Genomic DNA, 18416 nt, shown 5'->3' on the forward strand with positions numbered 1-18416 from the left:
CGCGGTTAACGGTAAGTGACAAAATGGAAGCGACCCGCGCCCCACTCATGCAGGGGCTGCGGGTCGCGCAAGGAATGGAGGGGTAAGCTATTCTTTATGGGTAACCCAAAGAACGCTGGCGACCGCGGCGAACATCAGGGTCGGCAGGATGATCCAGTTGGCGTTGAGCGGCACGTTCCAGTGCTGGAACGCCCAATTCACAAACACGCACTTGGCCAGAATCACCAACCAGGCAATGGCGAGAAACCACTGTTCGCCCCGGGTCATGGGCACCTCCGGGAGATGTAATTTCAGGTGCATGGCGATAAGCTATACCGGCGCCGCGTTTCGCGCCCCGCTCCCCTTGCCTTAGCCTGCGCGCCTCTTGGCGTGACGCCAACCGCTTGCGGCGGCCCGCCAGTTGCTCGCAAAGGCCTCAGGCCGCCAACAGCTCCGCGGCGTTGAGCAACGCCTGCAATTTGGCGATGTCGATTTCCCCGGGCGCCGCTTCGATCGCTGCGCCCTGCAACAACAGGCTGCGCGCCTGCGCCGTGCTGACCGCTTCCGCGATGTTTTCCGGCGTCAGTCCACCGGCCAACACCCACTCGCATTTCGCGTGCATGGCTTGAAGTCGCGCGAACTCGTTCCAATCCCCGATCTTCGCCTCCAGCGCCATCGAGTTGGGCCGGTAACGATCCAGAATCATGCGGTCGGCCAGCGGCAGAAATGCCAGGTCGAGGATGCCGCCCGGCAACACCTGCGGCGCAAACCACAGTTTTTCCGGCGCCACGGTGTCGGTCCAAAGGGCGACTTCGAAGAACGGAGTTTCGTTGGGGAAATAGATGATGACCTGATCGAACTCATCGCCGGCCACGGCCTCCAGGTCGCCAAAACCCGGATTGCGCACGAGGGCGACTTTGGTGACGTCGCCCGGCAACTGCCCCCACCACGCCGCGCGATCCTCCGCCGCCACACAGCGCGGCGACGTCGGCGAGACCTCCACCGCCACGGCATCCGCACCCGCTGCCGCGACGGCTTTTGCCACTTCGAGAGAGCGCACGCCCGCGACACAGAATTTGAGTTGGCCAACCATGGAGGGAAACAGGAACAAAAAAACGCGTCCCCGGCAGGGGGCTAGGGTCACGCGTCCGTCTTCTCTTCGACACTTCCCCGGATCGATTTAGGAAATACTCCAACTCCCTACCCCACAGGCGCTTGCGCCCAACGCCGCAGCGCCGCTCCCGTCAGACTGCGCGGTTCATCCACGATGCCGCGGCGGTCGCCGGCGTAGACGATGTCGCCGCCGTTGCGCCCGCCCCCCGGCCCCAGATCGATGACCCAGTCGGCCAGATTGATCACATCCAGATTGTGCTCGATCACGATGACGGTGTTGCCGGCGTCGCGCAGTTTGAAGAGCAGGTCCATGAGGTGCTGGATGTCGACCCAGTGCAGGCCGGTGGTTGGCTCGTCGAGGATGTAGAGGGTGTCGCCTTGCTGGCGCTTCGAGAGCTCCAGCGAGAGTTTCAGGCGCTGCGCCTCGCCGCCCGACAACGTCGTGGCCGACTGGCCGAGCTGCAGGTAACCGAGTCCCACCGCGGCCAGCGTCTCCAGTTTGTCCATGATCCGCGGGATGTTGCGGAACAGGTCCATCGCGTCGCGCACCGTCATCGCCAACACATCGGCGATCGAGTAGCCGTGGAAGAGCACCTCGAGCGTCTCGCGGTTGAAGCGTTGCCCGCCGCAACTCGGACACGGCGCGTAGGCGTTGGCCATGAACTGCATGTCCAGCTTGATGGCGCCGTCGCCCTGGCAGCGTTCGCAGCGCCCGCCGCGGATGTTGAAGGAAAACCGGCTCGCCTTGTAGCCGCGCACCTTTGCCAGCGGCACCTGCGCGAAGAGATCGCGCAGGAGGTCGAGTAACTTGGTGTAGGTCGCCGGATTCGACCGCGGACTGCGCCCGATCGGCGACTGGTCCACCTGCACGAGTTTGTTGAAGAAATCGAGATGCTCGATGTGGCGGTGCAGGCCCGGCACGGACTTCGCGCCGTTGAGCTTTTTGGCCGCGCCGGCCGCGAGGATGTCGTTCACCAGCGTGCTTTTGCCCGAGCCGGAAACGCCCGTCACGCAGGTCAACAAGCCCACCGGGAAACGCGCGTCGACGCCGCGCAGGTTGTGCTCGCGGGCTTCGCGCACGGTGAGGAAGGCGCCGTCGGGCACCTTGTTGACGGCCGACTTCTCGACCTTTTGGCGTTTGGCCAGATAGGGGCCGCTCACACTTTGTTTGGCGCTTGTCGCCATGAGTTCCTGCGGTGTGCCCTGAAAGAGGATACGTCCACCCTCGCTGCCCGCGCCGGGGCCGAGTTCAAGGATCTCATCGGCGAGTCGCATGGTGTCTTCGTCGTGCTCGACGACCAACACCGTGTTGCCGCGATCGCGCAGCTCGCGCAGCAGCTCGAGCAGCCGATCGTTGTCCGCCGGGTGCAGGCCGATGCTGGGTTCGTCCAACACGTAGATCACGCCCATCAGGCCCATGCCCAACTGCGTCGCCAGCCGCACGCGCTGCGATTCACCGCCGGAGAGACTGCCGTAGTCGCGATCGAGCGTGAGATAACCCAGCCCCACTTGACCGAGAAAACGCAGGCGTTGCTCGATGCCCGTGACCACGTCCCGCAACGCTTCCTCCTTGGCGAAACGCGCCTGCAGATCCTGCGCGACTTCGTGCGCCGCCGTCACATCGAGGGCGAAAAACTCCGGCAGATTCAGCGTTCGCTCGCCTGCTCGCACGATCACCGCGCCGCTGCGGGCGTTGAGCCGCGTGCCTTTGCACTCCGGACAAGGACCGCTGATCATGTAAGTCGTGAGCCGCGCGCGAAACCCTTCGCTGTCGGTCGTGCGCCAGGTCTCTTCCAACGACGGGATGATGCCCGCCCATGGCATCGCTCGCGGCTGGCGCATGCGTTTGAGTTTGAAGGCAAACAACCGATCGCCCGCCCCGTGCAGCAGCGTCTGGCGCGTGTCCTCCGGCAGCTCCTGCCACGGTGTCTTCGCGTCGAACGGCAACTGCTCCGCCAGCTGCTTGAGCATGGCGTTGTGCTGAATGATCAGGTTCTTGCCGCCGAGTCGCCACGGTTTCAGCGCGCCACCGTGCACGCTCTTGGTCGGATCGGGCACCACCAGTTCCGGCACGAAGCGCAGTTTGCGGCCGAGTCCGCCGCAGGTCGTGCACGCGCCCTGACTGTGGTTGAAGGAAAAATGCCGCGGGGTGAGCTTTTCGAATACGTCGCCGCAAATCTCACAGGCCAGCGATTGGCTCAATTGGATCTCCCGCCACGGCGCACTGCGATCGGCCTGAGCCAGAATCACCGCCCGGTCCTGCCCTTCGCGAAAAGCCAGCTCCAGCGAGTCGGCCAGACGACTGCGTTGATCCACGGTCGCGACGAGGCGATCGACCACGATGTCGACGGCGAGTTCTTCCGGCGGCAATCCACTCGGCAACAGGTCGGGTTCGTCGAGCTGCTTCACCTCCCCCTGCAAGCGCACGCGCTGGAAGCCCCGTTGTCGCAGCCGCGGCAACTCATCGCGCAACACGCTCGGCTTCGCGTGCAACGCCGGCGCCAGCACCATGATGCGTTGCCCCGCCGCCTCGGCCAACACTCGCGCGACATTGTCATCGAGCGAGCGCCGCACCACCCGACCGCCGTCCTTCGGGCAATGCGCTTCACCGTGCAGCGCCCACAGCAGCCGCGCGTAGTCCGCCACCTCGGTCACCGTCGCGATCGTATTTCGCGGCGACTCGCCGGCCGTGCGTTGCTCGATGGCCAACACCGGCGAGAGCCCGTGCACAAAATCCACATCCGGCCGTGGCAGTTGTTCGAGCACCTGACGCGCCGAAGTCGACAGCGACTCCATGTATTTGCGATAGCCCTCCGCATACACCGTATCGAAGGCCAACGACGATTTGCCCGAGCCCGACGGCCCCGTCACCACGATCAGTTTACCGCGCGGCAGCCGCACCTCCAGATTCTGCAGATTGTGCTCCCGCGCACCTTTGATGTGGATGTGAGTGTCGGCCTGCATGATGACGAACGCACACCTTAGCCAAAACGTGCCTACCGCAAGGGTGTAATCTCAGGTTTGTTACCCCGTATTATCCCCTATCCGAACGGGCGTTTACCGCTTGTCTAGTCCCTTTCACCTCGTAACGTCCGCGTCACAAGATCAGCCGGGGAAAAACCCTCTTTCCCACTCCGGCCGCTCTGCGCGAACCCTCTTAGCGACCGCTCGGTCCTACTTCGAACCAAACCACGTCCATGCAATCACACTCCCCTGCCCGCAGCTGGTGGCTCGCGGGAAGTCTGCTTACGGCAACCTCGCTCTCCGCCATCACCTTCACCCACGGTGATCTGAGCGGCAGCTTCGACACGACCGTATCCGTCGGTGGCATCTACCGTCTCGACGACCCCAACCCGGCCTTCATCGGCACCTCCAACGGTGGCCTGGCCAACTCCGTCAACTCCGACGACGGCAACCTCAATTTTGACGACGGCTGGGTCTCAAAGGCCTTCAAAGTCACTTCCGAACTCGAACTGCTCTTCGGCGAAAACCTCGGCTTCTTCACCCGTGGTTCCTGGCTCTACGACGATGCCGTCGAAGGCGCCAAAAACCTGCGCAAGCCCCTTTCCGAGGAAGCCCTCGACCGCGCCGGCAATCGCCTCGACTACTTCGATCTCTACGGCGTCGTGCGCTTCGACGTTGGCGAGATTCCGGTCGACGTGCGCATCGGCCGTCAGGTGCTCAGCCTCGGCGAATCCACCTTCCTGCCCAACGGCAACAACATCATCAACCCGATCGAAGTTGCCAACCTGCGCGTCCCCGGCGCCGAGCTCCGCGAGGCCTTCCTCCCGGTTAACATGCTCAAGGTCTCCGCCGACCTCACCTACAACCTGTCGATGGAGGCCTTCTGGCTGCTCGAGTTCCGCCACACCGAGATCGAGCCCGCCGGCACCTTCTTCTCGACCAACGACTTTGCCTCCCGCGGCGGCGACACCGTTTACCTCGGCTTCGGCGCCCTGCCCGACACCGCTCCGCTCGGCGGCATCCCGCGCGGCCGGGATGACGAGGGCAACAACTACAACCAATGGGGTCTCGCCCTGCGCTACCTCGCCCCGGGCCTCAACGACACCGAGTTCGGCCTCTACTACGCCAAGTTCCACAGTCGTCTCCCGCTCATCAACGCCCTCACCCCGACCCGCGGCATCAGTGTCGCCGAGGTGCAAGGCACCGCTTCGGCCCTCGCCCAACAGCAGCTCGTGCCCGCCATGGTCGCCAACGGCGTGCCCGCCCAGGCCATCCCGACGATCCTGCCGCAGCTGCTCGGCGCCGCCCTCACCGACGTGCCGGCCGCCGCCATCGCGCAGCACCCGACGCTCGCCGGCTTCGCGCCCTTCTACCCGGCCGCCCAACAGATCGCCGCCGGCGCCCGCCAGCTCGGCCTGCTCTCCGCCGCCGCCACGGCCAACTACTTCATCGAGTATCCGGAAGACATCACCATGCTCGGCGCCTCCTTCAATGCCGACCTCGCCAGCATCGGCGTCGCCTGGCAGGGTGAAGTGTCCTACAAGCAGGACGTGCCGCTGCAGGTCGACGACGTGGAGCTGCTCTTCGCCGCCCTTTCCACCCTCGCCCCCCAGTTCGGCGCCAACAACCAGCTCGGCAACTATCTCGGCCAATACGGCCAGATCATCCGCGGCCATCGTCGCCACGACGTCTGGACCGCCCAGACCACCTTCACCAAGGTCTTCGGTCCCACCCTCGGCGCCAACGCCCTCACCATGGTCGGTGAAGTGGGCGGTCTCTGGGCCGACATCCCGTCCAAGGACGTGCTCCGCTACGAGGTCCAGGGCACCTACACCTCCGGCGATCAGGCCGCCATGATCGGCACCGGCAGCGCCCTGCCCGCCACGCCGATGAGTTACTTCGCCGATGACTTTGCCTGGGGCTACCAGCTCCTCGCCCGTCTCGAATACAACAACGTCTTCGCCGGCGTGAACGTGTTGCCCACCGTCGCCTTCTCGCACGACGTGAGCGGCAACAGCCCCGCACCGCTCTCCAACTACCTCGAAGGCCGCAAATCGCTCAGCCTCTCCGCCGAGTTCGTGTGGCAAAACGCCTGGTCCGCCGACGTCCGCTACGTCTCCTACTTCGGCGGCGGCGTGCAAAACCTCCTCGGCGATCGCGATTACTTCGCCACCACCTTCAAGTATTCCTTCTAACCCGGGTTCACTCCCCCACGTGCCACGATGAAATCTCTTCTTCACCTCACGGGTAGCCTCCTCCTCACCGCCACCTTTGCCTGCGCCGAGATCAGCGACACCGATCTCGCCCGCCTCGGCAACGACCTCACCCCGCTCGGCGGTGAAAAGGCTGGCAACGCCGATGGCTCCATCCCGGCCTGGACCGGCGGCATCACGACGCCTCCCGCCGGCTTCCAAGTCGGTGACCACCATCCCGATCCCTTCGCCGATGACCAACCGCTGGTCACGATCACCCGCGCCAACCTCGCCCAGTATCGCGACCAGCTCACCGCCGGTCACGTCGCCCTGATCGAGGCCTACGACGACTACAAACTCGTCGTCTATCCCACCCACCGCAGCGCCTCGGTGCCCCAGCGCATCTACGACGCCACCAAGGAATTCGCCCCCACCGCCCGCCTCGTCAACGACGGCGCCGGCATCGAGGGCGCCATCCGCGGCATCCCCTTCCCCGTTCCGCAAAACGGCCACGAGGTCCTCTGGAACCACCTCACCCGCTACCGCGGTGACGCCGCCATCCGCTACATCGGCCAGGCCGCCCCGCAGCGCAACGGCAGCTACACCATGGTCGAGTTTGAGGACGAGTTCTGGTTCAACTACGCCCGCACCGACATCGGTCCGGACGAGCTGAACAACACCCTCGTTTACTTCAAACAAGCCGTGCTCGCTCCCGCCCGTCTCGCCGGCACCATCCTGCTCGCCCACGAGACCCTCGACCAAGTCATCGAGCCGCGTCGCGCCTGGGTTTACAACGCCGGCCAGCGCCGCGTCCGCCGCGCCCCGCAGGTTGCCTACGACAACCCCGGCACCGCCGCCGACGGCATGCGCACCTCCGACCAGTTCGACATGTTCAACGGCGCGCCCGACCGCTACGACTGGAAGCTCGTCGGCAAGCGCGAGATGATCGTGCCCTACAACAGCTACAAGCTGCACAGCGATCAGGTTTCGCCCGACGAGATCCTGCAACCCCTGCACATCAACCAGGACCTCGCCCGCTACGAAAAGCACCGCGTCTGGGTCGTGGATGCCACCCTCAAGGACGGCACCTCCCACCTCTACTCGCGCCGCACCTTCTACATCGACGAAGACTCCTGGCAGATCCTCGCCGCCGACCAATACGACTCCCGCGGCGAACTCTGGCGCGTCTCCGAAGCCCACTGCATCAACTACTACGACGTGCCCGTTTTCTGGAGCACCCTCGAAGTCCACACCGACCTCGTGGCCGGTCGTTACCTCGCCATCGGCTTGGACAACGACCAGCAGATGTATGACTTCAGCATCCAACGCGGTGAGCGAGACTACTCGCCCAACGCCCTGCGCCGCGACGGTATCAAGTGACCTCCTCCGCCCGACCACGCATTCCCTGTGGGTCGGGCTTTATGCCCGACATCCGCGGCGGCCTGCGCCTGCTCCTGGCGCTGGTCGCCCTCTGCGCCGCAACCGTCGGGTTCGCGGCCCCCACCGGCCCCCTCCTGCTCGACGCCACCTTCGCCGGCGAGTCCATCGTGACCGTCGGTGAACGCGGGCTCATCCGCCGCTCCACCGATGGCGGCAAAACCTGGATCACCTCCGATCCCGTCGTGCCCTACACGCTCTGCGCCGTGAGTTTTGCCGACGCCCGCAACGGCTGGGCGGCCGGCCACGGCGCGGTCGTGCTGCGCACCACCGATGGTGGGCTGTCATGGCAACACCAATACACCGGGCCCGACCCCGAGTCGCCCTTCCTCGACCTGCTCGCCCTCGACGGCGGCCACCTCATCGCCATCGGCGCCTTCGGCTCCTACTTTGTCAGTCATGACGCAGGAGCCACCTGGGAGCAGGAATGGATCCTGGATGAGGACATGCACCTCAACCGCATCACCCGCATGGCCGACGGCACCCTCTTCATCGCCGGTGAAATGGGCGCGCTCCTCCGTTCCAGCGACAACGGCGTCACCTGGGACACACTCGACACCGGCGAAGACGGTTCGCTCTACGGCGTGATGGAGCTCTCCGACCACACCCTGCTCGCCTACGGTCTGCGCGGCCGCGTCTATCGCAGCACCGACCGCGGCGACAGCTGGACCGCGGTGAAAACGCCCGGCACCGGCCTGCTCATGACCGGCATCGAACTCGGCGCCGCCCGCACCATCATCCTCGCCGGCCAAGCCCGCACCTGGTGGATGAGCCGCGACGGCGGCCGCACCTTCACGGCCCCCACCGATCGCACGCCCAGCATCGCCGAGGTCCTCCTCACCCCCGCCGGCCAACTCCTCACCTTCGGCGAGAACGGCGTCAACCCAGCTCCGTAAGCTGAATTCTTAGACCCAGAGGACACTGCGGTGAACACAGAGCGCACAGCGTCACTTGCCGACTATGGTCTCCACCAAGGTCCCTATGACCGCCTCCTGCGCCAGGCTCTTCGCTGCCTTTGCTACCTTGGTGTAAACCCCACCGTGCCTCTCCGCCTCCGAGCCCTCTGTGCCCCCTCTGTGCTCTCCGTGACTCAAAGCCCATGAAGGATCGCATCACCGCCGCCTTGGAAAATTTCGTGTTTGGTAACCGCGCCAAACTCGTCGTGGTGTTCGCCCTCCTCACGGCGTTGATGGCGTGGTTCACCTCGCGCACGCACGTCGACGCGAGCTTCAAGAAGTCGCTGCCGCTCGACCACCCCTACATCGATACCTTCACCCAATACGAATCGGACTTCGGTGGCGCCAACCAGATCGTCATCGCGCTTATGGCGCGCAACGGCGACATGTTCACCCCCGAGTTCTTCGCCGCCCTGCGCGAAGCCACCGACGCCGTCTTCTTCCTGCCCGGCGTCGACCGCGCGCAGGTGCAGTCCCTCTTCACGCCCAACGTGCGTTACGTCGAGGTCGTCGACGGCGGTTTCGCCGGCGGCAACGTCATCCCCGCCGACTTCACCCCCACCCCGGCCAACTTCGCCAAGGTGAAGGAGAACATCATCAAGTCCGGCAAACTCGGCCAACTCGTCGCCAACGACTTTTCCGGCGCCATCATCAGCGCCCAACTCCTCGAGGTCGATCCCACCACCGGCGAGCGCATCGACTACATCGAGGTGGCCGACGCGTTAGAGAAAAACATCCGCGGCCAATTCTCCGGCTGGGCCGTCGATGTGCGCCTCGGCGTGCACATCATCGGCTTCGCCAAGGTCATCGGCGACATCTCCGACGGCGCCCAGAACGTGCTCTTTTTCTTCGCCGTCGCCTTCGTCATCACCGGCCTGCTCATCCTCTTCTATTCGCAGTCGCTCAAACTCACCGCCTTCACCCTCGGCTGCGCCTTCATCGCGGTCCTCTGGCAACTCGGCACGCTCAACGCGCTCGGCTTCGGCCTCGATCCCTACTCGATCCTCGTGCCCTTCCTCATCTTCGCCATCGGGGTGAGTCACGGCGTGCAGATGATGCGCGCCTACCGCGCCGAGGCCTTTGCCGGTCGCAACAGTGTCGAGGCCGCGCGCGCCGCCTTCCGCCAATTGCTCGTGCCCGGCGGTGTTGCCCTGCTCACCGACACGCTCGGCTTCGTCACGATGCTCATCATCAAGATCGAGGTCATCCGCGAACTCGCCATCACCGCTTCGCTCGGCGTCGCCGTCATTCTCATCACCAACCTCTTCCTGCTCCCGATTCTGCTCTCCTACGTGAAGCTGCCGAATCACTACCGTGAGAAGATCGCCGGTCGCCGCACCCGCACCGACGCCGCTTGGAAGAAGGTCTGCATCGTCATGCGCCCCGGCGTTTCCGCCACCATCCTGCTCGTGTGCGTCGGCCTCGGTTGGTGGGCCTTCGGCCAATCCCAAAAGGTGCGCATCGGCGACACCCAGGCGGGCGTGCCGGAGCTGCGCCAGACCTCCCGCTACAACGAGGACAGCCGCACCATCACCGACAAGTTTTCCATCGGCGTGGACATCCTCAAAGTCATCGCCGAGGGCGGCCCCAATGCCTGTGTCGACTACGACGTCGTCACCCTCATGGACCAATTCCAAGGCCACATGAGCACCGTGCCCGGCGTGCAGTCCATCATCAGCCTCACCTCCGTCGCCAAGACCGTGAACGCCGGCTGGAACGAGGGCTCCCTCAAGTGGCGCATCCTGCCTTCCCACCCCGCCGCTCTCGCGCAAGTCGTGTCGCCCATCGAGACCTCCACCGGCTTGCTCAACGCCGACGGCAGCGTGATGCCCATCCTCATTTTCCTCACCGACCACCGCGCCGAAACGCTCACCCGCGTGACCGATGAAGTGAAGGCGTTCGCCGCCGCCAATCCGTCCGAGAAAGTGAAGTTCCGCCTCGCCAGCGGCAACGCCGGCGTGATGGCCGCGACCAACGAAGTCGTCGCCGCCGCCCAATACCCGATCGTCTTCTGGGTCTTTGGCGCCGTCATCACCCTGTGCCTGATCACCTTCCGCTCCGTGCGCGCCATGCTCTGCATCGTGCTGCCGCTGCTGCTGGTCAGTTACCTCGGCTACGCGCTCATGGTTGCGCTGCAGATCGGCCTCAAAACCTCCACCCTGCCTGTCGTCGCGCTCGGCGTCGGCATCGGCGTCGACTACGGCATCTACATTTTCTCCCGCTTCATGATCTGCCGCCGCGAAGGCATGGCGTTCGAAGACGCCATGTTTGAAGCCTTCACCCGCACCGGCAGTGCGGTGGTGTTCACCGGCCTCACCCTCGCCATCGGCGTGAGCACCTGGATCTTCTCCGAACTCAAATTCCAGGCCGACATGGGCGTGCTGCTTACCTTCATGTTCCTCGTCAACATGATCGCGGCCATCGTCATCCTGCCCGCGCTCGCTCGCTGGCTCTTCGGCAGCCGACGCGTAAAGACCCTCGACTAGGGTTTCGGCGCCTGCCGGAGTTCCGTTGATGGCTCTGCTCTGCCTGCTTGTTCTGCTCCTCGGGGCCGGTCTGCCCTTGGCTCCGCGCCTCGCCGATACGCCTTGGCGGCGCGCGGCCCTCACGCCGTTTGCCGGGTTGTTGGTGCTGTTTCTGATCGGCGCGCTGCTGCACGGTCTGCGTCTGCCTGCGACCTGGTGGCCGCTGGTCGGTCTGCTCGCCACCGGCGGACTCTGGGCGGGCCGCCGTGAAGTGAAATCGTGGATACAGGATCCTGCCACGCGCACCTTGCTCGCCCACTGGGCGTTGTGGGCCCTGTGGTTGCTCGGCTGCCTCGCGCTCATTCGCCACTACTCCGGCGGCGATTGGACCAATGACTGGATCGGCCACTACCACCGCGCCCAACACATCCTGCACCAGAGCCCGACCGATGCCGCGTTCTTCGCCGCCGATCCCTTTCCCTCGCGTCCGCCCCTGCTCAACACGATCACCGCCCTCGTGCTCGGCACCGTCGGCGACACCTTTGCCCACTATCAAGTGGTGATGACGCTGCTGGGTTCACTCGCCTTCTTTCCTGCCCGCCTGCTCGTGCGCGAGCTCTGCACCGGCACCACCGAAGACCGTGCCGCCCGTTGGTTGCTGGTGCTGCTCATGGCGTCGCCCGCGCTCATGCAGAACGCGACCTTCCCGTGGACCAAGCTAGGCACCGCCGCGTGGGTGCTGCTCGCCGCCGTGTTGACCTGGCGAGGTCTGCGCCACCAACACGCCCGCGACCTGCAGCTCGCCGGGGCCGCCGCCGCCGGGGCCGTCGTGAGTCACTATTCCGCCGCGATCTACTTGGTGGTCGCGTTGGCGACGCTCGCGTGGATCGCGCGGCGGCCCGAGCCCCGTCGCCTGCTCCTGCGCGCGCTGCCGTGGAGCGCCGCCTTGTTTGCGGTCGTGATGGGCACCTGGCTGCTCTGGTCGGTCGGTCGCTATGGCTGGACCACCACTTTTGCCTCCAACTCCACCGTAAGTTTCGCCGCCGAAGGTGACGCCCTGCGCGCCTTTGCGATCAACCTGCTGCGCACCGTGGTGCCTGCGCCCTTCTTGCCGCCGTTTGATCCGAGCTACGTGCCGCCCGCCAACGTGATGGCCGATTGGCGCGACCATCGCTTCCATTTTTATCAGGAAACGCTGCCGGGCATGCTCGGCCTCACCGGCCTCGTGGTGCTGGTGCTCTCGCGCGCGGTTTGGTGGCCTCGACTCGGGGCCGTCGTCCGCCAACTCGGTCTGCCCATCCTCGCCGTCGTGCTACTCGGCATCGCGGCCCACACCGCGCCCGCGGCCTGGGGCGTCGCCCACATCTGCCTGCTCACGCTGCCCCTCGCCTTCGTCGCGGGCGCCGCGGTGCTCCTGGCCAAACTGCCGTCACCGCGCCGCGTGGTGCTCGCCGCGGCCCTCTTTTTCGATCTGGCCGCAGGTATCGGTCTGCAGCTCTTCATCGAGAACGCACGCATCACGCCGGGCATCCTCGCCTACGGCAACGGAGAACCCCTCCTCCACGCCTACGGCCAGACGCTCTGGCTCAACGCCGCCATGCAGATCCGCGCCGGCTACACCTTGTTGGGCGAACAACTGCCCGGCTTCGCTTGGGCCCCGCTGACGCTCGGCCTAGTCGCCTTGTTCATCACCACCTTCCGCCGCGCCCTCCGTGCCTAAAACCGCGCCTAGCGCCGCGCCATCGCCAGCTGCAGCATTTCCGCCGCCGCCTCAAACAGGCCCAGAAACGTTTCCTCCGCGAGACCAAGCCGACGGCCCTTCAAGTGACCCACGCCCCACTCCCGGCGCAGCGGTTGGACGCCAATGGGCACCGGCACGAGCGAACCTTCCTCCACCTCCTTCTGCGCCACCCAACGCGCGAACACTCCCACCCCCAGGCCGATTTTCACCAGCTCCTTCGCTGCTTCCATACTGCCCATTTCGATGGGGTTCTGCAGGGTGACGCCTTCGCCCCGCAGGTAGTCGGTGACCATGCCGTAAGTGTAGGTGCTTTTATCATACAGCACGTAAGTCTCACTGCTGCGCTCCTCCGCCGAGGGCACCGCCTTCGGTTTCGTAGCCCACCGATGATTAGCCGCCACGTAGAGTTCCAACTCGTCGGTAAAGATCGCCCTAAATTCCACGTCTTCCCGGCTCGGTGGCCGCAGCATGAGCGCCAGGTCGATATTGTTGGCCCGCAGCGCTTCGCCCATCAGCGGACTGTCGCCCGGCTCGATCCGGATCACACACTCCGGGAAACTCTGCTTAAACTCCCGCAGCACGCCCGGCAGCAGATACTGACACGCCGTCGTGCTCGCGCCCACCCGCAGACGCGATTGCCCCCAGTTGCACAGTTCTTCGATGCCACTGCGCGCATCCTGCATCTCCCGCAGAATCCGATCCGCATGCGTGAGCAAACGCTCCCCCGCCAGCGTGAGATGCGCCTTCTTGCCCACCCGATCGAAAACCTTCACTCCGAGATCCGTCTCCAGCGCCTTGATGGCGTGGCTCACCGCCGACTGAGTCAGAAACAGCTCCTTGGCCGCACTGGTGAAACTGCCGTGGCGGGCCAGGGTGGAAAACGCGAGGAGTTGGCGACTGTCGATCAGAGCAGGCATCGATTGTGACGTGTTAGCATGAGCAGACTTGGCCGTTTCCTAGCAGTTCATGCGCCAGCCTCATTGTATTTGGCATTCCCCTAGCTCTCCGCGCGCTGAACATGCCGCGCAAAGCCTCCGCCAAATCGACCGCCTCGTCCTCGCCTTCCCCAGCCGCTCCCACGACGCCCACTGGCTCGCGCGTGCGCCTGGGCTTTGTTTCGCTCATCGATGCCGCCCCCCTCGTGGTCGCTCACGAATACGGCCTCTTTCGTCAGCAGGGCCTCGACGTGCAACTCCGCCGCGAACTCGGTTGGGCGACGATTCGCGACAAGATTGCCTTTGGCGAACTCGAGGCGGCCCAGGCCATCAGTAGCCTGCTCATCAGCACCCGCCTCGGCTTGGGCGGCGCGGCCCCCACCGACTGCCTCACCGCGTTCGTGCTCAGCACCGGCGGCAACGCCATCACCCTCGCCAACCGCTGGTGGGAGCGCGGGGTGCGGGACGCCGCTTCGTTCCGCGAGCAGATCGTCGCCTCACGCCACGAACACCAGGTCGTGCTCGGCGCCCCCGGCCTGCACTCCACCCACTACTTGCACCTCTGTGACTGGCTGGCCTCTGGCGACATCAACCCGCGCCGCGATGTGCGCATCGTTACCGTGCCGCCGCCCCAAGTGTTTCGTAATCTCTCCGCCGGCACCATCGACGGCTACTGCGTCGGCGAACCTTGGAATACCCTCGCCGTCCAAGCCGGCATCGGTTGGTGCCCCACCACCAGCGCCGAGCTCCACCCCGGCGAACCGGAAAAGGTGCTCATGGTGCGCAGCGAGTTCGCCCAGTCCCGCCACGACGAACACATGCGCCTGCTCGCCGCCCTCGCCGCCGCCTGCACCCAATGCGAAGACCCCGCCTTCCGCCCCGAGCTCATCAAACTGCTCGCCCGCCGCGAATACCTCAACCAACCGGCCCGCGCCGTCGCCGCCTCCCTCGCTGGCCCCATGGACCTCGGCCAGGGCCGCAGCGCCTCCCTCGAGACCTTCCTGAGCTTCGGCGTCGGTGAACGCTCCGCCCCGGACCCGCGCTGGGCCGACTCCCTCCTCGAGCGCATCAAACGCCACGGCCTGCTCCCTCCCGGCACGACCATCCCGCCCCACTTTGCCCGCTCCCTCTTCCGCCGCGACCTGCACCAACAGGCCATGCGCCGGGCCGCTGCATCCGCGGCATAGCCCGCCAAATCTGCCCATTGGACGTTTCTGCACAACGATATGGGCAAATCGCACCACCCGGTCCGCCCCCCCAAGCCAGCACCAACGCTAATGCGGCATAGAAACATCTCATATCACCGCCCGTGCCGTCCCGGGATGAACGCCCAATTCACTCATGTATGAATGATCCGGCGGATTTTCATCGATTTGATCCATCTCACTATTCGTCCACTTTGGCACGGTTGGCACCGCGGGAGCTAAAACAGGGGCCGATGGCGCAAGCTGCGCCGCTATCTGCGAACCGACCAACCTGACTTCACTACCATGCTTCGTTCCCTCCGATCCTCCCGCCTGACCCGCCTCACCCGCGGTCTCGCCGCGCCGGTCATCGGCCTGCTCGCCCTCGGCTCCGCCGTCACCGGCTCGGCCCAACTCACGCCGGAAAAGACCGAACTCAAGTTCGGCTTCATCAAGCTCACCGACTGCGCCCCGATCGTCATCGCCAAGGAAAAGGGCTTCTTCACCGACGAGGGCCTCGCCGTCGAGGTCATCGCCCAGCCCAACTGGAAGACCCTCCTCGACAACGTGATCTCCGGCAACCTCGACGGTGCCCACATGCTCTCCGGCCAACCCATCGCCGCCACCATCGGCATCGGCACCCAGGCCCACATCGTCACCGCCTACACCCTCGATCTCAACGGCAACGGCATCACCGTCTCCAACTCCGTCTGGGAGCAGATGCAGCTCGAGGACATCGACCTCGACACCCCCGAGCCCCAGCACCCGATCTCCGCCCGCGGTCTCCGCCCGGTCGTCGACGACTACCTCGCCAAGGGCGCCAAGCTCCAGATGGGCATGGTCTTCCCCGTCTCCACCCACAACTACGAGCTGCGCTACTGGCTCGCCGCCGCCGGCATCCACCCGGGCATGTATACCGCCACCGACATCGGCGGACGCACCGACGCCGAGGTCGAACTCTCCGTCACCCCGCCCCCGATGATGCCCACCGTGCTCGAAGCCGGTAACATCCAGGGCTACTGCGTCGGTGAGCCGTGGAACCAGCAGGCCGTCGCCAAAGGCATCGGCGTGCCCGTCACCACCAATTACGACATCTGGAAGAACAATCCGGAAAAAGTCTTCGGTGTCTCCAAGGCCTGGGCTGACGCCAACCCGCAGACCCACGTCGCAGTCGTCAAAGCCCTCATCCGCGCCGGCAAGTGGCTCGATGAAACCGACGCCTCCGGCAAGCTCGTCAACCGCGAGGAAGCCGTCCGCATCCTCGCCCAGCCCAACTACGTCGGCGCCGACTACGACGTCATCAAAAACAGCATGACCGGCACCTTCATCTTCCAGAAGTCCGACGTGCGCGAGATGCCCGACTTCAACGTCTTCTTCAAATACCACTCCACCTTCCCGTGGTATTCCGACGGCGTCTGGTTCCTCACCCAGATGCGCCGCTGGGGCCAGATCACCGAGACCAAGTCCGCCGAGTGGTATGCCCAGACCGTCAAGGACATCTACCTGCCCGACGTCTACCTCGCCGCCGCCAAGCTCCTCCTCGAAGAGGGTCACATCGCCGAAGCCGACATCCCCTGGGACACCGACGGCTACAAGCCGGCCACCGACGAGTTCATCGACGGCAACCCCTTCGATGCCCGCGACCCGATCGGTTACATCAACTCCTTCGCCATCGGCAACAAGGACACCGTGTCCGACGCCGTCGCCGCCAATCCCTAGTCCGTAGCACTCGTTGCGGGGCGTGGCCGCCCGCCGCGCTCCGCAACTCCTCTCCCTCCTCCGTCTCCTCTCTTTCGCGTTTCGCCCGTCCTCGGAGTATCCACTCATGAAATACAAGATCCTCAAAGCCCTTGATGTCGCCGGCCTGCAGGTGTTCGACCCCGTGGTCCGCCTTTGCTACGGCGAAGAGCCCAAGGCCCAACTCAAGAAGATCGGTCAGTTCATCGTCATCCCGCTGGTGACCTTCCTGCTCTTCCTCGCTTTCTGGAACTTCGCGGGCCCCCGCCACACCACCAAGTCCGGCGAAGTGCCGACCCCGGGCGTCGTGGTCGATGCCGCCGACGGCGTGCTCACCTTCCACCAACGCGAAACCATCAAGGGCGAAGACATGCTCCGCACCGGCGCCGAACGCGAGGCCGCACTCGCCGCCGTCGAGGCCCGCATCGCCGAACTCACCCCGCTCGCTGCCACCGCCGCCGAAGAACTCAAAGCCACCGAGACCGCCTCTCGCGAAGCCCTCAAATCCAGCACCGCCGCCATCAACGACGCCTACCGCGCCAAGCGCCTTGAATACCGCGACACCGCCAAAGCCCGCCAAGCCGAACTCACCGCCCTCGCCGCCCAGGTCGTCGCCGGTGACGCCACGCCGGACCAACTCCTCGCCGCCGTCGCAGCCGATCAGGTCGCCACCGAAACCGAGACCGCCGAGATCCAAGCCCTGCGCGACGAGCGCACCGCCCTCGAGAACGCCAAATACCCGCCGCTCATCGCCGCCCGCGCCGCCTCCAACCGCCTCGAGGAAGAACTCCAGTTCCTGCGCAAGCGCCGCGACCTGCTCACCGATGACAATCGCTCGCTCAAAGTCGCCGACGCCCAGGCCCAAATCGACGCCCTCCGCGCCGATCTTGCCAACGCCACCGATCCCGCCGCCGCGCTGAAAACCGCCACCGCCATCCAGCAACAAGAGGGCAACCTCACCACCCTCGCCGTCGCGACCTACTCCAAGCCCTGGACCCTGCCCGCCCAGATCGACCGCTCCGTGCGCTGCGTGCTCTTCGGCTTCCTCGTCGCCTCCGTCATCGCCATTCCGATCGGCATCCTCTGCGGCCTCTCCCGCATCTTCATGGCGGCCATGACCCCGATGATTTCCCTCTTCAAGCCGGTCTCCCCCATCGTCTGGCTCCCCATCATTTTCATCATCGTCGGCGGCTTCATTCCTGACCCGTCCGACAGCGCCCTGCTGCGCTTCTTCGACGCCATCCCCGGCCTTTCCGGCATGGACGTCAACCCGGCCTTCCTCGCTTCCGCCCTCACCGTTGCGATGTGCTCCCTCTGGCCGACCCTCGTCAACACCGCCCTCGGCGTCGCCTCGATCGACAAGGATCACCTCAACGTCGCCCGCGTCCTGCGCCTCGGCTTCTTCGCCCGCCTCTTCAAGATCGTCATTCCCTCCGCCCTGCCGCTCATGTTCACCGGCCTGCGCATCTCGCTCGGCGTCGGATGGATGGTGCTGATCGCCGGCGAGCTGCTCTCCTCCTCCGAAGGCATCGGCAAGTTCGTCTGGGACATGTTCAACAACGGCAGCTCCCAGACCTTCGCCCAGATGTTCGTAGTGGTCTTCGTCGTCGGCGCCATCGGCCTCGCCTTCGACCGCATCATGATCGTCCTCCAACGCCTCGTCTCCTTCGACGGCGCCCCCACCGCCATCTGAGCTGAATCTTTAACCACAGA

Annotated in this window: 12 protein-coding genes; 8 read left to right on the plus strand and 4 right to left on the minus strand. The window is 65.3% G+C overall.

Going from position 1 to position 18416, the window contains the following annotated elements; all coding sequences use genetic code 11:
* Window positions 1-87: 87 nt before the first annotated feature.
* From K1X11_RS06300 to uvrA, 3 genes are all read right to left on the minus strand, one after another.
* Window positions 88-300 carry a hypothetical protein gene (locus K1X11_RS06300; protein ID WP_221030886.1) on the minus strand — a complete coding sequence of 71 codons (213 nt, stop codon included), beginning with the start codon at window positions 298-300 and terminating at the stop codon, window positions 88-90.
* A 115-nt stretch (window positions 301-415) separates the two neighbouring features.
* Complete coding sequence (gene trpF / locus K1X11_RS06305; RefSeq protein ID WP_221030887.1) at window positions 416-1072, minus strand: phosphoribosylanthranilate isomerase; 657 nt, start codon at window positions 1070-1072, stop codon at window positions 416-418.
* A gap of 107 nt (window positions 1073-1179) precedes the next feature.
* Complete coding sequence (gene uvrA, locus K1X11_RS06310; protein WP_221030888.1) at window positions 1180-4056, minus strand: excinuclease ABC subunit UvrA; 2877 nt, start codon at window positions 4054-4056, stop codon at window positions 1180-1182.
* Between the two features lie 233 nt (window positions 4057-4289).
* Between uvrA and K1X11_RS06315 the strand changes: the two genes are divergently transcribed.
* The 5 genes from K1X11_RS06315 to K1X11_RS06335 all read left to right on the plus strand — a co-directional run bounded on the left by K1X11_RS06315 (window position 4290) and on the right by K1X11_RS06335 (window position 12826).
* On the plus strand, window positions 4290-6251 hold the full coding sequence (locus tag K1X11_RS06315; RefSeq protein WP_221030889.1) for a DUF1302 domain-containing protein: 1962 nt from the start codon (window positions 4290-4292) through the stop codon (window positions 6249-6251).
* 27 nt (window positions 6252-6278) lie between these two features.
* Window positions 6279-7628 (plus strand): DUF1329 domain-containing protein, encoded by a 1350-nt coding sequence (locus K1X11_RS06320; RefSeq protein ID WP_221030890.1) that lies wholly within the window; start codon window positions 6279-6281, stop codon window positions 7626-7628.
* Window positions 7629-7669: 41 nt separating this feature from the next.
* Window positions 7670-8581, plus strand: coding sequence for a WD40/YVTN/BNR-like repeat-containing protein (locus K1X11_RS06325; RefSeq protein ID WP_221030891.1), 912 nt, complete (start codon window positions 7670-7672; stop codon window positions 8579-8581).
* A gap of 203 nt (window positions 8582-8784) precedes the next feature.
* Window positions 8785-11127 (plus strand): efflux RND transporter permease subunit, encoded by a 2343-nt coding sequence (locus K1X11_RS06330; RefSeq protein WP_225919417.1) that lies wholly within the window; start codon window positions 8785-8787, stop codon window positions 11125-11127.
* A 28-nt stretch (window positions 11128-11155) separates the two neighbouring features.
* Window positions 11156-12826 (plus strand): glycosyltransferase family 39 protein, encoded by a 1671-nt coding sequence (locus tag K1X11_RS06335; RefSeq protein ID WP_221030892.1) that lies wholly within the window; start codon window positions 11156-11158, stop codon window positions 12824-12826.
* An 8-nt stretch (window positions 12827-12834) separates the two neighbouring features.
* Here the strand turns inward: K1X11_RS06335 and K1X11_RS06340 are convergent, their stop codons facing one another.
* Window positions 12835-13764 (minus strand): LysR family transcriptional regulator, encoded by a 930-nt coding sequence (locus K1X11_RS06340; protein ID WP_221030893.1) that lies wholly within the window; start codon window positions 13762-13764, stop codon window positions 12835-12837.
* 101 nt (window positions 13765-13865) lie between these two features.
* Here K1X11_RS06340 and K1X11_RS06345 point away from each other — a divergent pair, with 101 nt between their 5' ends.
* The 3 genes from K1X11_RS06345 to K1X11_RS06355 all read left to right on the plus strand — a co-directional run bounded on the left by K1X11_RS06345 (window position 13866) and on the right by K1X11_RS06355 (window position 18396).
* Window positions 13866-14969: a CmpA/NrtA family ABC transporter substrate-binding protein gene (locus K1X11_RS06345; RefSeq protein WP_221030894.1), complete on the plus strand. Its 1104-nt coding sequence runs from the start codon at window positions 13866-13868 to the stop codon at window positions 14967-14969.
* Window positions 14970-15272: 303 nt separating this feature from the next.
* On the plus strand, window positions 15273-16685 hold the full coding sequence (locus K1X11_RS06350; protein WP_221030895.1) for a CmpA/NrtA family ABC transporter substrate-binding protein: 1413 nt from the start codon (window positions 15273-15275) through the stop codon (window positions 16683-16685).
* 22 nt (window positions 16686-16707) lie between these two features.
* A complete protein-coding gene (locus tag K1X11_RS06355) occupies window positions 16708-18396 on the plus strand; it encodes an ABC transporter permease subunit (protein ID WP_221030896.1) in 1689 nt (562 codons plus the stop codon).
* Window positions 18397-18416 lie beyond the last annotated feature (20 nt).

The sequence above is a fragment of the Actomonas aquatica genome (assembly GCF_019679435.2).
Classification (GTDB): domain Bacteria; phylum Verrucomicrobiota; class Verrucomicrobiia; order Opitutales; family Opitutaceae; genus Actomonas; species Actomonas aquatica.

What these genes read in the sequence shown, in the direction of transcription:
- K1X11_RS06330 (WP_225919417.1), top strand. Translation starts at nt 8,785, where the DNA reads ATGAAGGATCGCATCACCGCCGCCTTGGAAAATTTCGTGTTTGGTAAC.
- uvrA (WP_221030888.1), bottom strand. Translation starts at nt 4,056, where the DNA reads ATGCAGGCCGACACTCACATCCACATCAAAGGTGCGCGGGAGCACAAT.
- K1X11_RS06345 (WP_221030894.1), top strand. Translation starts at nt 13,866, where the DNA reads ATGCCGCGCAAAGCCTCCGCCAAATCGACCGCCTCGTCCTCGCCTTCC.
- trpF (WP_221030887.1), bottom strand. Translation starts at nt 1,072, where the DNA reads ATGGTTGGCCAACTCAAATTCTGTGTCGCGGGCGTGCGCTCTCTCGAA.
- K1X11_RS06325 (WP_221030891.1), top strand. Translation starts at nt 7,670, where the DNA reads ATGCCCGACATCCGCGGCGGCCTGCGCCTGCTCCTGGCGCTGGTCGCC.
- K1X11_RS06340 (WP_221030893.1), bottom strand. Translation starts at nt 13,764, where the DNA reads ATGCCTGCTCTGATCGACAGTCGCCAACTCCTCGCGTTTTCCACCCTG.
- K1X11_RS06350 (WP_221030895.1), top strand. Translation starts at nt 15,273, where the DNA reads ATGCTTCGTTCCCTCCGATCCTCCCGCCTGACCCGCCTCACCCGCGGT.
- K1X11_RS06300 (WP_221030886.1), bottom strand. Translation starts at nt 300, where the DNA reads ATGCACCTGAAATTACATCTCCCGGAGGTGCCCATGACCCGGGGCGAA.
- K1X11_RS06335 (WP_221030892.1), top strand. Translation starts at nt 11,156, where the DNA reads ATGGCTCTGCTCTGCCTGCTTGTTCTGCTCCTCGGGGCCGGTCTGCCC.
- K1X11_RS06315 (WP_221030889.1), top strand. Translation starts at nt 4,290, where the DNA reads ATGCAATCACACTCCCCTGCCCGCAGCTGGTGGCTCGCGGGAAGTCTG.
- K1X11_RS06320 (WP_221030890.1), top strand. Translation starts at nt 6,279, where the DNA reads ATGAAATCTCTTCTTCACCTCACGGGTAGCCTCCTCCTCACCGCCACC.